At 72.3% G+C, this 16,798-nt stretch carries 20 protein-coding genes; 13 read left to right on the top strand and 7 right to left on the bottom strand.

The features are described from left to right. Positions 1-24 precede the first annotated feature (24 nt). Positions 25-771, bottom strand: a complete 747-nt coding sequence (locus ABZ893_RS34900) for a nucleopolyhedrovirus P10 family protein (protein WP_361412145.1) — start codon at positions 769-771, stop codon at positions 25-27. Between the two features lie 113 nt (positions 772-884). On the opposite strand from ABZ893_RS34900, the gene ABZ893_RS34895 reads away from it, so the two are divergent. The 5 genes from ABZ893_RS34895 to amaP are packed head-to-tail and all read left to right on the top strand — an operon-like array spanning position 885 to position 3,203. Next, positions 885-1,349 (top strand): Asp23/Gls24 family envelope stress response protein, encoded by a 465-nt coding sequence (locus ABZ893_RS34895; RefSeq protein WP_361412143.1) that lies wholly within the window; start codon positions 885-887, stop codon positions 1,347-1,349. A gap of 39 nt (positions 1,350-1,388) precedes the next feature. After that, positions 1,389-1,574, top strand: coding sequence for a hypothetical protein (locus tag ABZ893_RS34890; RefSeq protein ID WP_361412141.1), 186 nt, complete (start codon positions 1,389-1,391; stop codon positions 1,572-1,574). Positions 1,575-1,577: 3 nt separating this feature from the next. Further along, positions 1,578-1,961, top strand: coding sequence for an Asp23/Gls24 family envelope stress response protein (locus ABZ893_RS34885; protein WP_361412139.1), 384 nt, complete (start codon positions 1,578-1,580; stop codon positions 1,959-1,961). Then, positions 1,958-2,620, top strand: a complete 663-nt coding sequence (locus ABZ893_RS34880; protein WP_361412137.1) for a DUF6286 domain-containing protein — start codon at positions 1,958-1,960, stop codon at positions 2,618-2,620. Before ABZ893_RS34885 ends, ABZ893_RS34880 begins: the two co-directional genes overlap by 4 nt. A gap of 4 nt (positions 2,621-2,624) precedes the next feature. Beyond that, positions 2,625-3,203: an alkaline shock response membrane anchor protein AmaP gene (amaP, locus tag ABZ893_RS34875; protein ID WP_361412135.1), complete on the top strand. Its 579-nt coding sequence runs from the start codon at positions 2,625-2,627 to the stop codon at positions 3,201-3,203. A gap of 12 nt (positions 3,204-3,215) precedes the next feature. On the opposite strand, the gene ABZ893_RS34870 is transcribed toward amaP, so the two are convergent. The 6 genes from ABZ893_RS34870 to ABZ893_RS34845 all read right to left on the bottom strand — a co-directional run bounded on the left by ABZ893_RS34870 (position 3,216) and on the right by ABZ893_RS34845 (position 8,762). Then, a complete protein-coding gene (locus ABZ893_RS34870; RefSeq protein WP_361412133.1) occupies positions 3,216-3,971 on the bottom strand; it encodes an SDR family oxidoreductase in 756 nt (251 codons plus the stop codon). 4 nt (positions 3,972-3,975) lie between these two features. Next, complete coding sequence (locus ABZ893_RS34865) at positions 3,976-5,781, bottom strand: glycoside hydrolase family 15 protein (RefSeq protein ID WP_361412131.1); 1,806 nt, start codon at positions 5,779-5,781, stop codon at positions 3,976-3,978. 103 nt (positions 5,782-5,884) lie between these two features. After that, entirely contained in the window at positions 5,885-6,679 is a 795-nt protein-coding gene (locus tag ABZ893_RS34860) for an SURF1 family protein (RefSeq protein ID WP_361412129.1), read from the bottom strand. A 70-nt stretch (positions 6,680-6,749) separates the two neighbouring features. Then, positions 6,750-6,983, bottom strand: coding sequence for a hypothetical protein (locus ABZ893_RS34855; protein WP_361412127.1), 234 nt, complete (start codon positions 6,981-6,983; stop codon positions 6,750-6,752). Between the two features lie 64 nt (positions 6,984-7,047). Beyond that, positions 7,048-8,049 (bottom strand): DEDDh family exonuclease, encoded by a 1,002-nt coding sequence (locus tag ABZ893_RS34850; RefSeq protein ID WP_361412125.1) that lies wholly within the window; start codon positions 8,047-8,049, stop codon positions 7,048-7,050. Between the two features lie 83 nt (positions 8,050-8,132). Beyond that, positions 8,133-8,762 (bottom strand): TetR family transcriptional regulator, encoded by a 630-nt coding sequence (locus ABZ893_RS34845; RefSeq protein WP_361412123.1) that lies wholly within the window; start codon positions 8,760-8,762, stop codon positions 8,133-8,135. A gap of 94 nt (positions 8,763-8,856) precedes the next feature. Here ABZ893_RS34845 and ABZ893_RS34840 point away from each other — a divergent pair, with 94 nt between their 5' ends. The 8 genes from ABZ893_RS34840 to ABZ893_RS34805 all read left to right on the top strand — a co-directional run bounded on the left by ABZ893_RS34840 (position 8,857) and on the right by ABZ893_RS34805 (position 16,760). Next, the gene (locus ABZ893_RS34840; RefSeq protein ID WP_361412121.1) at positions 8,857-9,654 is read left to right on the top strand and encodes an acetoacetate decarboxylase family protein; all 798 of its coding nucleotides are present in this window, start codon (positions 8,857-8,859) and stop codon (positions 9,652-9,654) included. After that, positions 9,654-10,538, top strand: a complete 885-nt coding sequence (locus tag ABZ893_RS34835; protein WP_361412119.1) for an SDR family NAD(P)-dependent oxidoreductase — start codon at positions 9,654-9,656, stop codon at positions 10,536-10,538. The genes ABZ893_RS34840 and ABZ893_RS34835 overlap by 1 nt, the downstream gene beginning before the upstream one ends. Before the next feature lie 10 nt (positions 10,539-10,548). Further along, positions 10,549-11,844 carry an amidohydrolase family protein gene (locus ABZ893_RS34830; RefSeq protein WP_361412117.1) on the top strand — a complete coding sequence of 432 codons (1,296 nt, stop codon included), beginning with the start codon at positions 10,549-10,551 and terminating at the stop codon, positions 11,842-11,844. Beyond that, on the top strand, positions 11,841-13,112 hold the full coding sequence (locus ABZ893_RS34825; protein WP_361412115.1) for an amidohydrolase family protein: 1,272 nt from the start codon (positions 11,841-11,843) through the stop codon (positions 13,110-13,112). Before ABZ893_RS34830 ends, ABZ893_RS34825 begins: the two co-directional genes overlap by 4 nt. A 24-nt stretch (positions 13,113-13,136) precedes the next feature. After that, a complete protein-coding gene (locus tag ABZ893_RS34820; RefSeq protein WP_361412113.1) occupies positions 13,137-13,859 on the top strand; it encodes a VIT family protein in 723 nt (240 codons plus the stop codon). 165 nt (positions 13,860-14,024) lie between these two features. Then, entirely contained in the window at positions 14,025-14,927 is a 903-nt protein-coding gene (locus tag ABZ893_RS34815; RefSeq protein ID WP_361412111.1) for a sterol desaturase family protein, read from the top strand. A 32-nt stretch (positions 14,928-14,959) separates the two neighbouring features. Continuing rightward, on the top strand, positions 14,960-15,649 hold the full coding sequence (locus ABZ893_RS34810) for a lysoplasmalogenase (protein ID WP_361412109.1): 690 nt from the start codon (positions 14,960-14,962) through the stop codon (positions 15,647-15,649). A gap of 67 nt (positions 15,650-15,716) precedes the next feature. Then, positions 15,717-16,760, top strand: coding sequence for a zinc-dependent alcohol dehydrogenase family protein (locus ABZ893_RS34805; RefSeq protein ID WP_361412107.1), 1,044 nt, complete (start codon positions 15,717-15,719; stop codon positions 16,758-16,760). The last annotated feature ends 38 nt before the right edge of the window (positions 16,761-16,798 follow it).

The following is a 16,798-nucleotide window of genomic DNA, read 5'->3' as shown; positions in this document are numbered from 1 at the left end:
GCACGCCCCGGTTCACGGGCACCCTCAGCGCACGGCGGTCACCAGGACGGCCACCGACGGATGATCCGCCAGGGCCGCCGAGACCGCCGTGCGCACGTCCCGCGTCACATCGAGCACCCGGCGCCCGCCCGACACGGCCACCTCGATCCGCACATGGCGGCGCGGCATGGCGGCCGCGTGCCCCGGCTGCTCCTCGATGTGCACCGCGCGCCCGAGGCCGCCGAGCGCCCCGGTCAGAGCGGCCACTCCGGACACGCCGAGCGCGGCCTGGCCGGCGCGCCGCTCGTCGCTGTCCGCCGCGGCCTCCGTACTCCCGGCCTCCTCGGAAGCGTCCTGCTCAGGGCCTGATTCCGCCGCCTCGGGCGTACCGGTGTCGGTGTCGAGCAGCGCCGTCACCTTCAGATCGACCTCCACCACGTCGAGGCCCAGGCGCTCGGCGGCCGCGTCCGACAGGGCCGTGCGCAGCCGGGCCGCCGCCGCGGGCAGCGGCTCGTCCGGGGCCGCCGCGCACTCGGCGACGATTCTCAGCGGCCCCGGCGGCAGCGCGCTCGGCGGTGCCGGCACCGCCGCCTCGTATCTGCCGTGCGGGTCGGCGAGTTCGAGGCGCAGGATTCCCAGCCGTACTCCCGGCACCGACCGCACCGCGCGGCGCAGGGCCGGGCGCGCCGCCGACTCGGAGAGCCAGGCGCCGTCACGTGGCCCTCCCAGCGGTACCAGCCTGCCCAGGCCGAGCTGGTGTCGTACTGCCTGCGTCCATCGGTCAGCGCTCATTACCCCAGCCTGCCGCACCCCTGGCGCGCGACCGGGCAAGCGCACTTAGTGTGGAACGAAAGAGCAGAAATCCCGGAGAACCACCTGAACCACTTCGAGAGGGACGGCCCGCGATGACCGACACCGTAGAGAAGCAGGGTGAGGCAACCGGGGGGAAGGCAGGCGTGACCAGGCGGGGCGGCGGATCCCCGGGCACGCGAGGGCGCACCACGATCGCCGACGGTGTGGTCGAGAAGATCGCCGGCCTCGCGACCCGCGACGTGATCGGCGTCCACGCGATGGGCAGCGGTCTGTCCCGCACCTTCGGAGCGGTCCGTGACCGGGTGCCCGGCGGATCCACCAAGTCCGTGTCGCGGGGCGTGAAGGCCGAGGTCGGCGAACTGCAGACCGCGCTCGACCTGGAGATCGTCGTGGAGTACGGCGTCTCGATCTCCGACGTGGCCCGTGACGTGCGCGAGAACGTGGTCGCGGCCGTCGAGCGCATGACGGGCCTGGAGGTCGTCGAGGTCAACATCGCGGTGAGCGACGTGAAGCTGCCCGACGAAGAGGAAGAGGAACCGGAGAGCAGGCTCCAGTAAGCATCCGCCCGCGAGCTCGCCCTTGAGGAGGCGCACTCGATGAACCTGGCCGTGGTCGGCATGATCGCCGGCATGGCACTCGCATTCGCCGGATACTTCGGCGGATTCGGGGCCTTCCTCCTGGTGGCGGCGCTCGGTGCCGTCGGATTCGTCGTCGGCCGGTTCTTCGAGGGAGACCTGGAGCCCGGCGACTTCTTCCGCAGTCGCGGCGACCGGCGGCGGTGACCGGTGGCGACGCTGGTCGCGCCCGCCGAGCGCGGCGCGACCCGGATCGCCGACCGGGTCGTGGCCAAGATCGCCGCCCAGGCGGCCCGTGAGGCGCTGCCAGCCGTGCCCGCCGACCGGGCGCGCCCGCACGCCACCGTCGCCGTCCTCTCCCGGTCCATCGACACCGCCCGGCCGGACGGGACCCCCGTCGCCGCCGCCCGCGTCCGGATCAGTCTCGAACTGGACTACCCCGTCGACATCGGCGCGCAGTGTGCCGCCGTGCGTCGCCAAGTCATCGAACGGGTAAGGGAGTTGGCGGGGATGGCGGTGCCCGAGGTGACCGTTCAGGTGGAGCGGCTGCACTCGGAGCACGAGCGCGACGCGGAACGGCGGAGGACCCGATGAGCGAGCCCACACAGCCCCTGCCCGTCGTCGAGCGGGAGGCGGACGGGCCGCCCGGCGGGTTCGACCAGTCGGGCTCAGCGGCCACCTACGAGGGGCAGCCGCCGCACCGCCACCGCGCCGACGGCCGCTTCTGGTCACCGCGGCGCATCCCGGCGGCACTGGTCGCGGCCGTCCTCGTGGGCGGCGCCGGAATCCTGCTGTACGACATCGCCTCCGTGCGCGCCGGGCACCCCGCGATGCAGTGGCGCCGCTCCCTTGCCAACGAACTCGCCCAGCGCCCCCTTAACGACGTATGGGTGCTGACCGGCGCCGGAGTGGCCGCCGCCCTCGGGCTCTGGCTCGTCGTGCTCGCCGTGACGCCCGGACTGCGCGCCGTCCTCACGATGCGCCGCGCCCACACCGACGTACGGGCCGGACTGCACCGGGACGCCGCCGCGATGGTGCTGCGGGACCGGGCCATGGAGGTGTCGGGCGTGCAGTCCGTGCGGGTCCGCGTGAAACGCCGCAAGGCCGAGGTGCGGGCCGTCTCGCACTTCCGCCAACTCGACGACGTACGCGCCGACTTGGACACCGTGATCGGCCGGGCCGTCGACGGGCTCGGGCTCGCCGTGCCGCCCGCGCTCTCGGTGCGGGTGGTGCGGCCCGGGAAGAAGGGGTGAGCCCGTGCTCAGGACCGTGAACCGGATCGTCGTCGGACTGGCCGGCCTGATCCTCCTGATCTTCGGCGGATCCGTCCTCGCCGTCGGGCTCGGCGTGACACCGCCGTCCTGGTGGATCTACGAAGGGCGTCACGACGTGTTGCTGAGCCGGGCGGACCGCCTGCGGTGGCGCGGCGAGGGCTGGTGGTGGCCGGTCGTCATCGCCGTGCTCGCCGTCGTCGTGCTGCTCGCCCTGTGGTGGCTGGTCGCGCAGCTGCGGCGGCGCCGGCTCTCCGAGGTCGTCGTCGACTCCGGGGACGGCGAGGTCGCGCTGCTGCGCGGCCGCGCGCTCGAAGGGGTGCTCGCCGCCGAGGCCGAGTCGTTCGACGGCGTCGCGCGGGCGGGGGCCATGCTGACCGGGCGGCGCACCGCACCCCGGGTCCGCATGGCCATGCTCCTCGAACCGCACGCGGAGCCCGCTGCGGCCCTGCGCCAGCTCAGCGAGGAGGCCCTGGGCCACGCGAAGGGCTCCGCCCACCTCACCGCCCTGCCGGCCGAGGTGCGGCTCCGCGCGGTCAAGCACCGTGCGGAGCGCGTGAGTTAGCGCGGTCCGGTATCAGAAACCGTGCCGGTGGCCGCCGTCCACCGGGAGCATCACACCGGTGAGGTACGACGCGGCGGGCGACAGGAAGAACGCGGCGGCGCGCCCGAACTCCTCCGGCTTGCCGTAGCGGCGCAGCGGGATGCGCGCCTCGTTGGCGGCGCGGGTCGCCTCCGGGTCGGCCGAGAGCCCGTCGAGCTCACGGACCCGGTCCGTGTCGATGCGTGCGGGGAGCAGCCCGACGACGCGGATGCCGCGCGGACCCAGCTCGTCCGCGAGGGACTTCGCGAAGCCGGCGAGCCCGGGGCGCAGACCGTTGGAGATGGTCAGGCCGGGGATCGGCTCGTGCACGGAACCGGACAGGACGAAGCCGATGACGCCGCCCTCGCCCAGCGCGGCCGCCGCCGCGCGCGCGAGCCGCACCGCGCCGAGGAACACCGACTCGAAGGCCGACGCCCACTGTTCGTCGGTGTTGTCCGCGAGGAACCCGGGGGCCGGCCCGCCGACGCTGATCAGTACGCCGTCGAAGCCGCCGAAGTTCTCGCGCGCCGCCGCGATGAGACGGCCCGCGACGTCCGGGTCGGCGTTGTCGGCGGCGACGCCGACGGCGTTCTCGCCGAGCGCGTCCGCGGCCTCGGCCACGCTCTTCTCGTCCCGCCCGGTGATGATCACCTTCGCCCCGTCGGCGACGAGCTCACGCGCGGCGGCGTTGCCGAGGCCCCGGGTGGCTCCGGTGACGACGTAGACACGGTCTTTCAGTCCAAGATCCATGGCCCTATCCTGCCTCGCCCGGCCCTTGTCCTGTCTCGCCGGTACCGAACAAGGTGAGCGCGGTCCCCACCAGGCCGATGTGGCTGAACGCCTGCGGGAAGTTCCCGAGCAGGCGCCCGGACACCGGGTCGTACTCCTCGGCGAGCAGCCCCACGTCGTTACTGGCCGCCACGAGCTGCTCGAACAGCTCCCGGGCCTCCTTTGTGTGCCCGGTCATGTGGAGCGCGTCGGCGAGCCAGAACGAGCAGACGAGGAACGTTCCCTCGCGGCCCGGGAGACCGTCGAGGCCGCTCGCCTCGGCGCTGTAGCGGCGCACGAGGCCGTTCTCCGTGAGTTCGTCGCGGATGGCCTCGACCGTGCCGATCACGCGCGGGTCGTCGGGCGGCAGGAAGCCGACGCGGGGGATGAGCAGCAGCGAGGCGTCGAGCTCGGTCGAGCCGTAGTACTGCGTGAAGGTGTTGCGCCCGGCGTCGAATCCGCGCTCGATCACGTCACGGTGGATGTCGTCGCGCAGCTGCCGCATGGCGTCCAGGTCGCCCGCGAGGGTGTCGTCGTCCTCCATGGCCCGCACGATGCGGTCCGCCGCCACCCACGCCATCACCTTGGAGTGCACGAAGTGCCTGCGCGGCCCGCGCACCTCCCACAGCCCCTGGTCGGGCCGGCGCCAGGCGGTGCGCAGGAACTCGACGAGGGCCAGCTGGAGCCGCCACGCGTGCGGCTCGGACGGCATTCCCGCCAGCCGTGCCAGGGCGAGCGAGTCGATCACCTCCCCGTACACGTCGAGCTGGAGCTGGCGCACGGCGTCGTTGCCCGCGCGCACGGGCGAGGAGCCGGCGTATCCGGCGAGCCACGGCAGTTCGATCTCGGGCAGCCGGCGCTCGCCCGAGAGCCCGTACATGATCTGCAGGTCCGCCGGGTCGCCCGCGACCGCGCGCAACAGCCAGTCCCGCCACGCCTTGGCCTCGTCGAGGTAGCCGGCCGACATGAGCGCGCCGAGCGTGAGCGTCGAGTCGCGCAGCCAGCAGTACCGGTAGTCCCAGTTGCGGACGCCGCCCAGCTCCTCGGGCAGCGACGTCGTGGGCGCGGCGACGATCCCGCCGGTCGGCTCGAACGTCAGGGCCTTCAGGGTGAGCAGGGAGCGCAGGACGGCGTCCCGGTGCGGGCCCTGGTAGCGGCACCGTGCCGACCACTCCTGCCACTCGTCGAGGGAGCGCCGCAGCGAGTCGAGCGGGTGGACCAGTGCCGGGCGCGGCTGGTGGGACGGGTGCCAGGTCAGTACGAAGGAGACCTTCTCGCCCTCCTCGACGGTGAACTCGGCGTGGGTGGTGAGGTCCTTGCCCCAGGTACGGACGGCGGGTTCGCTGCGCAGCCACATCGAGTCGGGCCCCGCGACGGCGACGCGGTGGCCGTCGGCCCGCCGCATCCACGGCACGATCGACCCGTAGTCGAAGCGGAGCCGCAGGGTGCCGCGCATCGTGACGCGGCCGCTCAGGCCCTCGACGACGCGGACGAGGTCGGGGGCCCGGTCGCGCTGAGGCATCAGGTCGGTGACCCGGACGCTGCCCTCGTCGGTGTCCCACTCGGTGTCGAGGATCAGGGAGCCGGGGCGGTAGGAGCGGCGGGTGCAGTCGCCCGCGCCTTTCGGGGCGAGCCGCCAGTGGCCGTTGTTGTCGCTGCCGACGAGTGACGCGAAGCACGCGGGCGAGTCGAAGCGGGGGAGGCAGAGCCAGTCGACGGAGCCGCCGCGGGAGACGAGGGCGGCCGTCTGCTGGTCGCCGATGAGCGCGTAGTCCTCAAGGGGTCGGTGCACGTGAGCCGGGTTCCCGGCGGACCGGTCCGCCAATCCCGCCGGGGGCCGGGCGAGTGAGCGCGAGGCGGGGCGGCCTCACACAGGGTGGATCACACGGGGTGGATCACACCGTGGCCGGCTCGGGCCCCGCCGGCGCTTCCTCTGCCGCAGCCGCCTCCGTGCGGTCCCGGCGCTCGCGGCGGACCAGGACGATCCAGCCGACGGGCACACCGGCGGAGAACAGCCACCACTGCACCGCGTACGCCATGTGCGGGCCGATGTCGCTGTGGTCGGGGGCCGGGATCAGCTGGGGCGTGTCGCCCTTCGGTTCCGGCGCCGTCTGCTCGATGAAGCCGCCGAGCACCTGCTTGCCGAGCGCGTTGGCCTGCTGGCCGCTGCTGATCAGCATGATCTGACGGTCCGGAAGCCCCTGGATGTTCTTGATGCCGCTCGCCGCGGTCGTCTCGTCGGCCATGAGGCGGCCGGTGACGGTGGTCTCGCCGCGCACGGGCGCCGGGATGCTGGGGAACGCGGTCTGCGCGCCGTCCGCCGGGATCCAGCCGCGGTTGACGAGGAGCACCTTGCCGTCGTCGAGGACGAACGGGGTCAGGACGTGGTAGCCGACCTGCTCGTCGACGTTCGTACGGCGCCGCACGACGACCTCGTGCGCGGTGTCGAACGTGCCCTTCGCGAAGACCCGGCGGTGTATCTCGGCCTTGGGAACGGGCTTGCCGGGGGAGGTGAGCTGCTCGGCCGGCAGCGGCTTCGCGGCGAGCGCGTCACCGATCTGCTTGTTCTGCGCGACCCGGTGCTCGTGACGGTGCAGCTGCCAGAAGCCCAGCTCGATCATCGTGGGGATGAGAAGCAGGGTGATGAGGGTGAGGATCACCCACTGCCGGGACAACAGGAAGCGGTACACCCCACGACCGTACAACTCGGTCGTGGGGTGACATCACGGGGGTGGACCCGAGGGGGTCGCGGGCAGCGGGTCAGACCTTGTCGACGATGCCCACCTTCCCCTCCGCGCGGGAGCAGTGCGCCCCGCAGAACCAGCGCCCGTCGACCTCGACTCCCTGGCCGATGACGCGGCACCGGCAGTGCTCGCAGATCGGCGCCATGCGGTGAATGGCGCAGGAGAAGCAGTCGAAGACGTGCACCGCGCCCTGCGCGTGCACCTCGAAGGACATCCCGTAGTCGTTTCCGCAGACCTCACAACGTGCCATGCGCCACAGACTGGGTGCCAAGGGCGTGCGGGGCGAGCGGCGGGCGGGCGAGTCGCCGCGCAATTCACCCGTCTGACGCGGGGGCGACGTCTCGCAGGAGCTGCCCGAAGGCCGCCTCGTCGATCACCGGGGTCCCGTACTGCTTCGCCTTGACGGCCTTCGACGTGTACGAGTCGGGGTCGTTCGTGACGAGGAGGCTGGTGAGCCGGGACAGGCTCGTCGCGATGTGGAGCCCGGCCTCGAAGGCGCGGTCCTCGAGCAGCTCGCGGTCCACGGAGGTGTCCCCGGAGAACGCCACCCTCATGCCCTGCTTGAGCGGTTTGCCCGGTTCGTACCGTCCGGGGTTCGGGTGCGGACACGCCGGCCGCTTGCGTGAGGGGCGCCAGCCGCCGCTGCCTCCGCCGTATGGCCCGGACGACGAGGGCGCCGACGCCTGACGGCCGATGCGGGCCGCGCCGTCCGTCCACTCCGTGAGCGGCCGGCACTCCAGGAGCGGCAGCCGTACGCCACTGCTCGCGGCCGCCCGCAGGCTCGGCTGGAACGCCTCGGCGAGCACGCGCGCGTCGTCGAGCGCGTGGTGCGCCTGGCGCTGCACGACGCCGAAGTGCGCGGCGAGGGACTCCAGCTTGTGGTTGGGCAGGGGGAGCGCGAGTTCCTTGGACAGCGCGATGGTGCACAGGCGCTGGCGGACCGGGGCGGTGCGCTCCGCGCGCGCGTACTCACGGGCGATCATCGACCAGTCGAAGACCGCGTTGTGCGCGACGAGCACGCGGCCGTCGAGCTTGGCCGCGAACTCCTCGGCGATGTCCTTGAAGAGGGGCGCGTCTTCGAGCACGTCGTTCGTCAGGCCGTGGATCCAGACGGGGCCCGGGTCGCGCTCGGGGTTGACCAGCGTGTACCAGTGGTCCTCGACCTCGCCCCGGGCGTCGAGCCGGTAGACGGCCGCGGAGATGATCCGGTCGTCCCGGGAGAGGCCGGTGGTCTCCACGTCGACGACCGCGTATCCCTGCGGATACGCGGCCGGCCACGGATCGGCGGACGCGGCGGTCGTCTGGTCTTCGAGCATGGTCCCTGAGGATACGGGCCACGGCTGACAGTTCTGACGCCCGGTCCGCCCGGCACCCCACGCCCCATTGGGTGTTATGTCCCCTACGTCCGCAACAGCCCTGCCACGAGTGCCCTGACGGACGCGTCGAACACCTTGTCCGGGTCGGCCGGGCGGCTGAGCGCGCGGGCGAGAGCCGCATCGCCCTGCGCCGTCCCGGTGTCCCAAAGCTCCTCCTCGCCGGGCCGCTGCGCGGGCGACCGCTCACGCTGGCGCTCCACCAAGACATGGCCGACGACATGGAACTGCACGGCCCGTACGACACCTGCCGCGCGGCTGCCGCGGAGCCCGGCGGCGTGCACCTCGCGTACGAGGGCCTGCTGGGCGGGGAGGAACATCCGCTCGGTCAGGCCGCGTTCGTGGACCATCGCGACCAGATGCGGATGATCCCGCAGCTGACGGCGCAGGGCGCGCGCGACGGAGGCCACGCGCTGCTCGGGGGTGGCGCCGCGCGGGCGGATCTCCCCGAGGTCGGCGACGGTGCGCTCGACGAGGGCTTCGAGCAGCGACTCGCGGTTGCCGACGTGCCAGTAGATCGAGGTGACGGCGGTACCCAGCTCGGCGGCGAGCTTGCGCATCGTCAGTGACTGAGGGCCCTGCTGCTTCACCAGCTTCGCGGCGACGTCGAGGACCTGTTCCCGGTCGAGTCGGGTGCGCGTGTCTTTACCCTTCACGAGGTCTGTTGTAACTGTGTTACAGAGCAGCCCGCAAGTGCACGTCCGTCCACACAAGTCCGCGCGACTGAGCGCCGACGAAGGGTGATACGACATGGCACGCATTCGATACGGAGCGCGCACAGAGGCGGAGATCGCCGCCTCGCGCACCGCCAGCTCGAAGCTTCCCGACATCTGGTCCACCGGTGTGGTGGCCGTCTGGGAGAGCGACCCGGACGCCGTCGCGGCCGTCCTCCCGCCGCCCCTCAAACCCACCGCCCGCCCGCTGGTTCGGGCCAACATCAGCCAGGTCGACCTGCCCGGCTACCCGCTCGGCGCGGGTTCGGTCGCCGTCGCCGCGGAGCACGGCGGCGTGGAGGGCTGGTATCCGCTCGTCATGCCGATGACCCACGAACGGGCCCTGATCGGCGGCCGTGAGGTGTTCGGCGAGCCCAAGAAACTCGGCGAGGTGACCGTCGAGCGCAACGGCCTCATGGTGCACGCCGCGCTCGCCCGGCACGGCATCGCCTTCGTCGAGGTGCGCGGCGCCGTGAGCGGCCCGCTGCCCCTGCCCGAGCCCGCCCGCAAGACCGACTTCTACTTCAAGTTCCTTCCCGCGGTGGACGGTTCGGGCTTCGACGTGGAGCCGGTCCTCGTGCACTGCGTACGCAACGAGAAGGTCCGCAAGCTGGAGCAGCTCACCGGAGACGTGGTCCTGCGCGAGTCCATGTACGACCCGGTGGCCGACCTTCCGGTGCGCACCCTCGTAGAGCTGACCATCGGCGAGAAGACCACCGACCAGACCGGCAAGGTCGTCGAACGGGTCAGCGCCGAGGCTCTGTTGCCGTACATCCACCAGCGTTACGACGACCCGGCGCAGATCCTCGACGGGCCGCCCGAGGGGAGCGTCTGATGCGGCTCGAAGCGGGACAGGTGGCCGTCGTCACGGGAGCCGCGAGCGGGATCGGGCTCGCCATGGCGCGCCGGTTCGCGGCGGACGGCCTCAAGGTGGTCCTCGCCGACGTCGAGGAGTCCGCTCTGGAGAAGGCCGCCGCCGGCCTGCGCGAGGACGGCGCGACCGTGCACGCGCGCGTGGTCGACGTCGGCGAACGGGACCAGGTCATGGCCCTCGCCGACGACGCGTACGACCGCTTCGGCGCCGTCCATGTGCTCTGCAACAACGCGGGTGTCGGCTCCGGCGCCGAAGGACGCATGTGGGAGCACGAACCCAACGACTGGAAGTGGGCGTTCTCCGTCAACGTGTGGGGCGTCTTCCACGGCATCCAGGCCTTCGTCCCACGCATGATCGAGGGCGGCGAGCCCGGCCACATCGTCAACACGTCCTCCGGCGACGGCGGCATCGCCCCACTGCCCACCGCCTCCGTGTACGCGGTCACCAAGGCGGCCGTCGTCACCATGACGGAGTCCCTGTACGCGCATCTGCGGGCGGAGCACGCGCGCGTGGGCGCCTCCGTCCTCTTCCCGGGCCCGCACATGCTCCGTACCGGCCTGTGGGAGTCGCACCGCAACCGGCCCGACCGGTACGCCAAGGAGCGGCCGCGCAAAACCCCGTACCGCAGCCTCGACAAGTGGGAGGCGGCGATGAAGGAGGCGGGGCACGAGGTCGAGTTCACGCCCGTCGAGCAGGTCGCGGACCTCGTGGCCGAGGGCATCGCGGCGGACCGCTTCTGGCTGCTGCCCGAGAGCGAGCACAGCGACCGGCAGATCAAGGCCAGGTCGCGGTCGATGCTGGACCGGGCGAACCCGGCGTATCTGGAGAGCTTCATTCTCGACTGAGGGACGTGTGATGACCGACCAGGAATCCGTGCACGACCCGTACCTGATCATCTCCTCCGACTGCCACGCCGGGCTGCCCACCGAGGAGTACCGGCCCTATCTGGACAGCCGCTTCCACCGGGCCTTCGACGACTTCCTCGGGGAGCGCGACGCCCGCCGCGCGGAGGCGACGCGGCTCGGCATCCGCAACGACGCGTTCGCCGCCAAGTGGTTCCAGGACAACGAGGAAGGGCTGCGCGGCGGTTGGGACACCGCGCAGCGCCTCAAGGAGCTGGACGGCGACGGGGTGGCCGCCGAGGTCGTCTTCCCCGACGCGGACGCCGTGGACAGCCGGACGGCCGCGCCCTTCGGGGTGGGCCTCGGGCTCTCCGGGGACCAGGACCCCGACCTCGGCATGGCGGGCGCGCAGGCGCACAACCGGTGGCTCGCCGACTTCGTGTCCGAGAACCCCGAACGGCACTGCGGGGTCGCCCTGCTGCCCATCACGGCCGACCCGGACAAGGTCGTTGCCGAGGTGCACCGGGCCAAGGAGTCCGGCCTCGGCGCCCTGATGATCCCGTCCATGTGGGTCGACCACGACCCGTACCACGCGAGCCGCTACGACCCCGTGTGGGCGGCGGCGGCCGAGTGCCAGATGCCGGTCGTGACGCACTCGGGGGCGGCGCCGCGCCACGAGTACGGCGACCACCTGGGCATCTACGTCAGCGAGGTGACCTGGTGGCCGGCCCGGCCGCTGTGGTTCCTGCTCTGGTCGGGGGTGTTCGAGCGCCACCCCGGGCTGAAGTTCGGGGTCGCCGAGTCGGGCTGCTGGTGGCTGCCGAACCTGCTCTGGTTCATGGACCGGCTCTATCTGGGCGCCCACGGCGGCAAGAAGCTCTCCCCGTTCGCGGAGTTGAAGCGTCCGCCGCACGAGTACCTGGACCGCCAGGTGTTCATCTGCGCCACCAACACCAAGCGCCGCGAGCTCGCCCAGCGCTACGAGATCGGCGTCGACAACATCCTCTGGGGCAGCGACTTCCCGCACCCCGAGGGCACCTGGCCCGACACGCGCACGTGGCTGCGGAAGACGTTCCACGACATCCCGGTGGCCGAGACGCGCCGGATGCTGGGGCTCGCCGCCGCCGAGGTGTTCGGCTTCGACACCGGGAAGCTGGCGCCGCTCGCCCGCCGGATCGGGCCGACCCCGGCCGACCTCGGGCAGGACGCCGACCAGAGCGCCGTCGAGGCCTCCTGGGCACGCTCGCGCGACGTGGGCCGCCACTGGCTGACCGACCACGACTTCCCGACGCTCGGGGTGACGCCATGACCGGACCGGACGCCAGCACCACACCGGACGGCACGACCGCACCGGACAACCGCTACACCGTCATCTCCGCCGACTGCCACGCCGGTGCCGATCTCCTCGACTACCGGCCCTACTTGGCGTCCCGTCACCACGACGCTTTCGACGCGTGGGCGGCCACGTACGTCAATCCGTACGCGGATCTGCTCGCGGACACCGCCGACCGGAACTGGAACTCGGACCGCCGGCTCGCCGAACTCGAAGCGGACGGAATCGTCGCGGAGGTCGTCTTCCCGAACACGATCCCGCCGTTCTTCCCCTCCGCCGCGCTGATGGCCCCGGCGCCGACGCGCGAGGAGTTCGAGCAGCGCTGGGCGGGCCTGCGCGCGCACAACCGCTGGCTCGCCGACTTCTGCGCCGCCGCCCCCGGGCGCCGGGCGGGCGTCTTCCAGATCCTCCTCAACGACGTCGACGAAGCCGTCAAGGAGATCAGATGGGCCGCGGCCGCAGGGCTCAAGGGCGGCCTCCTGCTCCCCGGCACGCCACCGGGCTCGGGCCTGCCCGAACTCCACTCGGCGGCGTACGACCCGATCTGGGCCGCCTGCGCCGAACTCGGGGTGCCGGTCAACCACCACGCTGGATCGGCGTCCCCGCCGCTGGGGGAGGAACCGGCCGCGCGCGCCGTCTTCATGGTGGAGACGACGTGGTTCTCGCACCGCGCCCTGTGGCACCTGGTCTTCGGCGGCGCGTTCCGCCGTCACCCGGACCTGAAGCTCGTCCTCACCGAACAGGGCTCGGGCTGGATCCCCGGCGTCCTCGACATGCTGGACTACTACCACGGGCGTCTCGTGGCCGCGTCGACGCGGGCGGCCACGGCGGAGGCCAAGTTCGGCGTGGGCCTCGCCGACTCGATGGGCGACAGGCCGTCCGAGGTGTGGCGGGACAACTGCTACGTGGGGGCCAGCTTCATGCGCCCGCACGAGGTGCCCCTGCGCGACCGGATCGGCCTCGACAAGATCATGTGGGGCAGCGACTACCCGCACGACGAGGGCACGTACCCGTACACGCGCGAGGGGCTGCGGTTCGCGTACGCGGGGGTGCCGCGCGACGAGATCGAGGCCATGGTGGGCGGCAACGCGGCCCGCGTCTACGGCTTCGACCTCGCCCTGCTCGACCCGATCGCCGCCCGCGTCGGACCGACCGTCAAGGAACTGGACGAACCCCTCAAGGAGCCGCCCAAGGACGCGACCAGCCCGGTGTTCGCCATTGGAGGGTCGGTTCGGATCTGGTGACACGCGGGGTGCGATGCTCGTCCGGTGACTGACGACGCGAACGACGCAGCGCACGACGAGGCCCACGGCGGCGCGCTCGGGGCGCGGCTCAACTGGCTGCGCGCCGCCGTGCTCGGCGCCAACGACGGGGTGGTGTCCACCGCCGGACTCGTCGTCGGCGTGGCCGGCGTCACCGAGAACCGGAGCGCACTCCTGACTGCGGGCCTCGCCGGACTCCTCGCCGGCTCCATGTCGATGGCCGCGGGGGAGTACGTCTCCGTGTCCACCCAGCGCGACTCCGAGAAGGCGGCGCTCGCCCAGGAGAAGCAGGAGCTGCGCGAGGAACCGGAGGCCGAACTCGCCGAGCTGACCGGCCTGTTGGAGGACCGCGGCCTCAGCTCCGAGGTCGCGCGGGAGGCCGCCGAGCAGCTCACGAAACGGGACGCGCTGCGGGCGCACGCGCGCGTGGAGCTCGGTATCGACCCCGACGCGCTCACCAACCCCTGGCACGCCGCCTGGGCGAGCTTCTTCGCCTTCACGGTCGGCGCGCTGCTCCCGCTGCTCGCGATCGTGCTGCCGCCGAGCGCCTGGCGGCTGCCCGTCACGGTGGTCTCCGTGCTCGCCGCGCTCGCCCTCACCGGGTGGAGCAGTGCCCGGATGGGCTCGGCGGCGGTGCGGCCCGCGGTGCTGCGCAACATGGCCGGCGGGGCGCTCGCGATGGCCGTGACGTACGGGGCGGGGTCGCTGCTGGGGGCGGCCGGGGTGTGACGGGACTCCTGAAGTGCGGCCGTCTCGGAGATCGGCCTGCTCCTGGAAGCACGGAGGGCGCGTAGATCAATGGCGGAAGGCGCCAATAACGCGAGCATTACCTTCGGTAATACTTGTCGGTAACACCCCCTAGCCCTCGCCGACCCGTGGCTCTACGGTGCAGACATGTCGCCGAACCTGCCCGATGTCGTCCTCTGGTCGATCCCGGCCTTCGTACTGCTCACCGTCCTGGAGATCGTGAGCGTACGAGTCCATCCCGATGACGACGCCGCAGGTTACGAGACCAAGGACGCCGCGACGAGCATCGGGATGGGGCTCGGCAGCCTCGTCTTCGACCTGCTGTGGAAGATCCCGATCGTCGCGATCTACACGGCGGTCTACGAGCTGACGCCGCTGCGCGTGCCCGTCCTGTGGTGGACGATCCCGCTGATGCTGCTCGCGCAGGACTTCTTCTACTACTGGTCGCACCGCGAGCACCACGTCATCCGCCTCCTGTGGGCCTGCCACGTCGTGCACCACTCCAGCCGCAAGTTCAACCTCTCGACCGCGCTGCGCCAGCCGTGGACGACGCTCACGGTGTGGCCGTTCTACCTGCCGCTCGTCGCGTGCGGCGTGCACCCGGCGGCGGTCGCGTTCCTGTCGTCGGTGAGCCTCGTGTACCAGTTCTGGATCCACACCGAGCGCATCGGCAAGCTGCCCCGGCCCTTCGAGTTCGTCCTCAACACGCCGTCCCACCACCGCGTCCACCACGCCTCCCAGGGCGGCTACCTGGACCGCAACTACGGCGGCATCCTGATCATCTGGGACCGGATCTTCGGAACGTTCGTGCCCGAGACGGAGCGCCCGGTGTACGGCCTGACCAAGAACATCAACACGTACAACCCGCTGAGGGTCGCGACCCACGAGTACGTCGCCATCGCCCGCGACCTCAAGGCGGCCACCAGCTGGCGCGAGCGCGGCGGCCGGGTGTTCGGCGGGCCGGGGTGGCAGCCGAAGCCGGCCCTGGCGGCGGAGGGTGGGACGGGTCCGGTCGGGGCGCCGGAGACGGCCACCGAGGGCGCGGCGTGACGGCGGCCTCGGCCTCGGTGGCGGGGCCGCGAGTGGAGTCACCCGCCCGTCACCGCGCCGCCCGCCTCCTCCTGGCCGCCTTCGCCCTGGTCACCGCCGTCGACCTGGTCGCCCTCCTCGCAGGCACCGGCACCCCGCACCTAGTGGCGAAGCCGCTGCTCATGCCGTTGCTCGCCGCGTACGTCGTCGTGCGTGGTGGTCCACGGCTGCTGACCGCCGCCCTGCTGTTCGGCTGGGGCGGCGACGTGCTGCTGCTCCTCCACGCCGACATCGCGTTCCTCGCCGGGATGGGGTCCTTCGCCGCCGGGCACGTCTGCTACCTCGTGCTCTTCAAGCGCGCGGGCACGCCACGCGCGCGTGGCGTGCTGCTCGCCGCCGCGTACGCCGTCGCGCTCGTCACGACCGTGACGCTCCTGTGGCCCGACCTGCCGGCCGACATGCGCGGGCCCGTCGCCGGATACAGCCTGCTCCTGACCGCGATGGCCTACGGCTCGTCGCGCCTGGGCCGTACGGCCGGGCTGGGCGGTGCGCTGTTCCTGCTGTCCGACACCCTCATCGCGACCGGCGTCGCCCACTGGCCGCAGCTCCCGCGCCCCGACTTCTGGGTGATGCTCACCTACATCGCCGCCCAGTACCTCCTGGCGCGCGGCTCCCTGGAGGCCGTGAGCGCGCCGACCGGCGAGGCGGCGGCGTACCGTGAAAGGCGCCCGACGCCGACCTGAGGTGCCCCGTACGCGATGCACGCGATCCGCCGGTGGCGCCCGTGACCCGCACGAAGGACCCCCGCTGATGCGCGCCACCACCATCCACGCCCCGTTCGACGTGCGCGTGGAGGATGTGCCGGAGCCCGTCGTCCAGCTCCCCACGGACGCGGTCGTCAGGGTCCTGCGCGCGTGCATCTGCGGCAGCGACCTGTGGGCCTACCGGGGCGGATCGGCCCGCAAACCCGGCCAGCGCATCGGGCACGAGTTCCTCGGCATCGTCGAGGAGACGGGCTCCGAGGTGGAGACCGTCCGGCGCGGCGACCTGGTCGTGGCCCCCTTCATGTGGTCGGACAGCGTCTGCGACTACTGCACCGAAGGGCTCACCACGTCCTGCGAGCACGGCGGATTCTGGGGCGCGGTCGGCTACGACGGCGGCCAGGGGGAAGCGGTCCGCGTCCCGTTCGCCGACGGCACCCTCGTCGAACTGCCCGCCGACGCCGCCTCCGACGACCGCCTCCTGTCCGCCCTGCTCACGCTCTCCGACGTCCTGGGCACCGGCCACCACGCCGCGCTCGGCGCGGGCGTGCGCGAGGGCTCCACGGTCGCCGTCGTCGGTGACGGAGCCGTCGGCCTGTGCGCGGTGCTCGCGGCGAGGCGGCTCGGCGCCGAACGGATCGTCACCCTCGGCCGCCACGAGGCACGCACCGACCTCGCGCGCCGCTTCGGCGCGACCGACGTCGTCGCGGAGCGCGGAGCCGAAGCCGTAGAGGCCGTCCGAGACCTGACCCACGGCCAGGGCGTCCGAGCCGTGATCGAGGCCGTAGGCACCGAGCAGTCCATGCGTACGGCCGTGAACATCGCCCGGGACGGCGGCGCCATCGGCTTCGTCGGCGTACCGCACGGCAGCGCCACCGGACTCGACCTCACGGTCCTGTTCGACCGGAACATCGCCCTGCGCGGCGGCGTCGCGCCCGTGCGGACGTACATCCCCGAGCTGCTGCCGGACATCCTCGACGGGACGCTCGACCCGTCCCCGGTCTTCGATCTGACGGTCGGTATCGAAGGCGTCCCCGCCGGCTACAAGGCGATGGACCAGCGCACCGCGCTCAAGGTCCTCATCGCCAACTGACCTGTAAGGAAAAGGCGGTTGGGGGCGAAGACCTGCCT

Origin of the sequence: Streptomyces sp. NPDC046821, from assembly GCF_040645335.1 — a bacterium.
Taxonomy (GTDB): domain Bacteria; phylum Actinomycetota; class Actinomycetes; order Streptomycetales; family Streptomycetaceae; genus Streptomyces.
The sequence above is the reverse complement of the archived record's forward strand: the minus strand, read 5'-3'. Positions and strand labels throughout refer to the sequence as shown.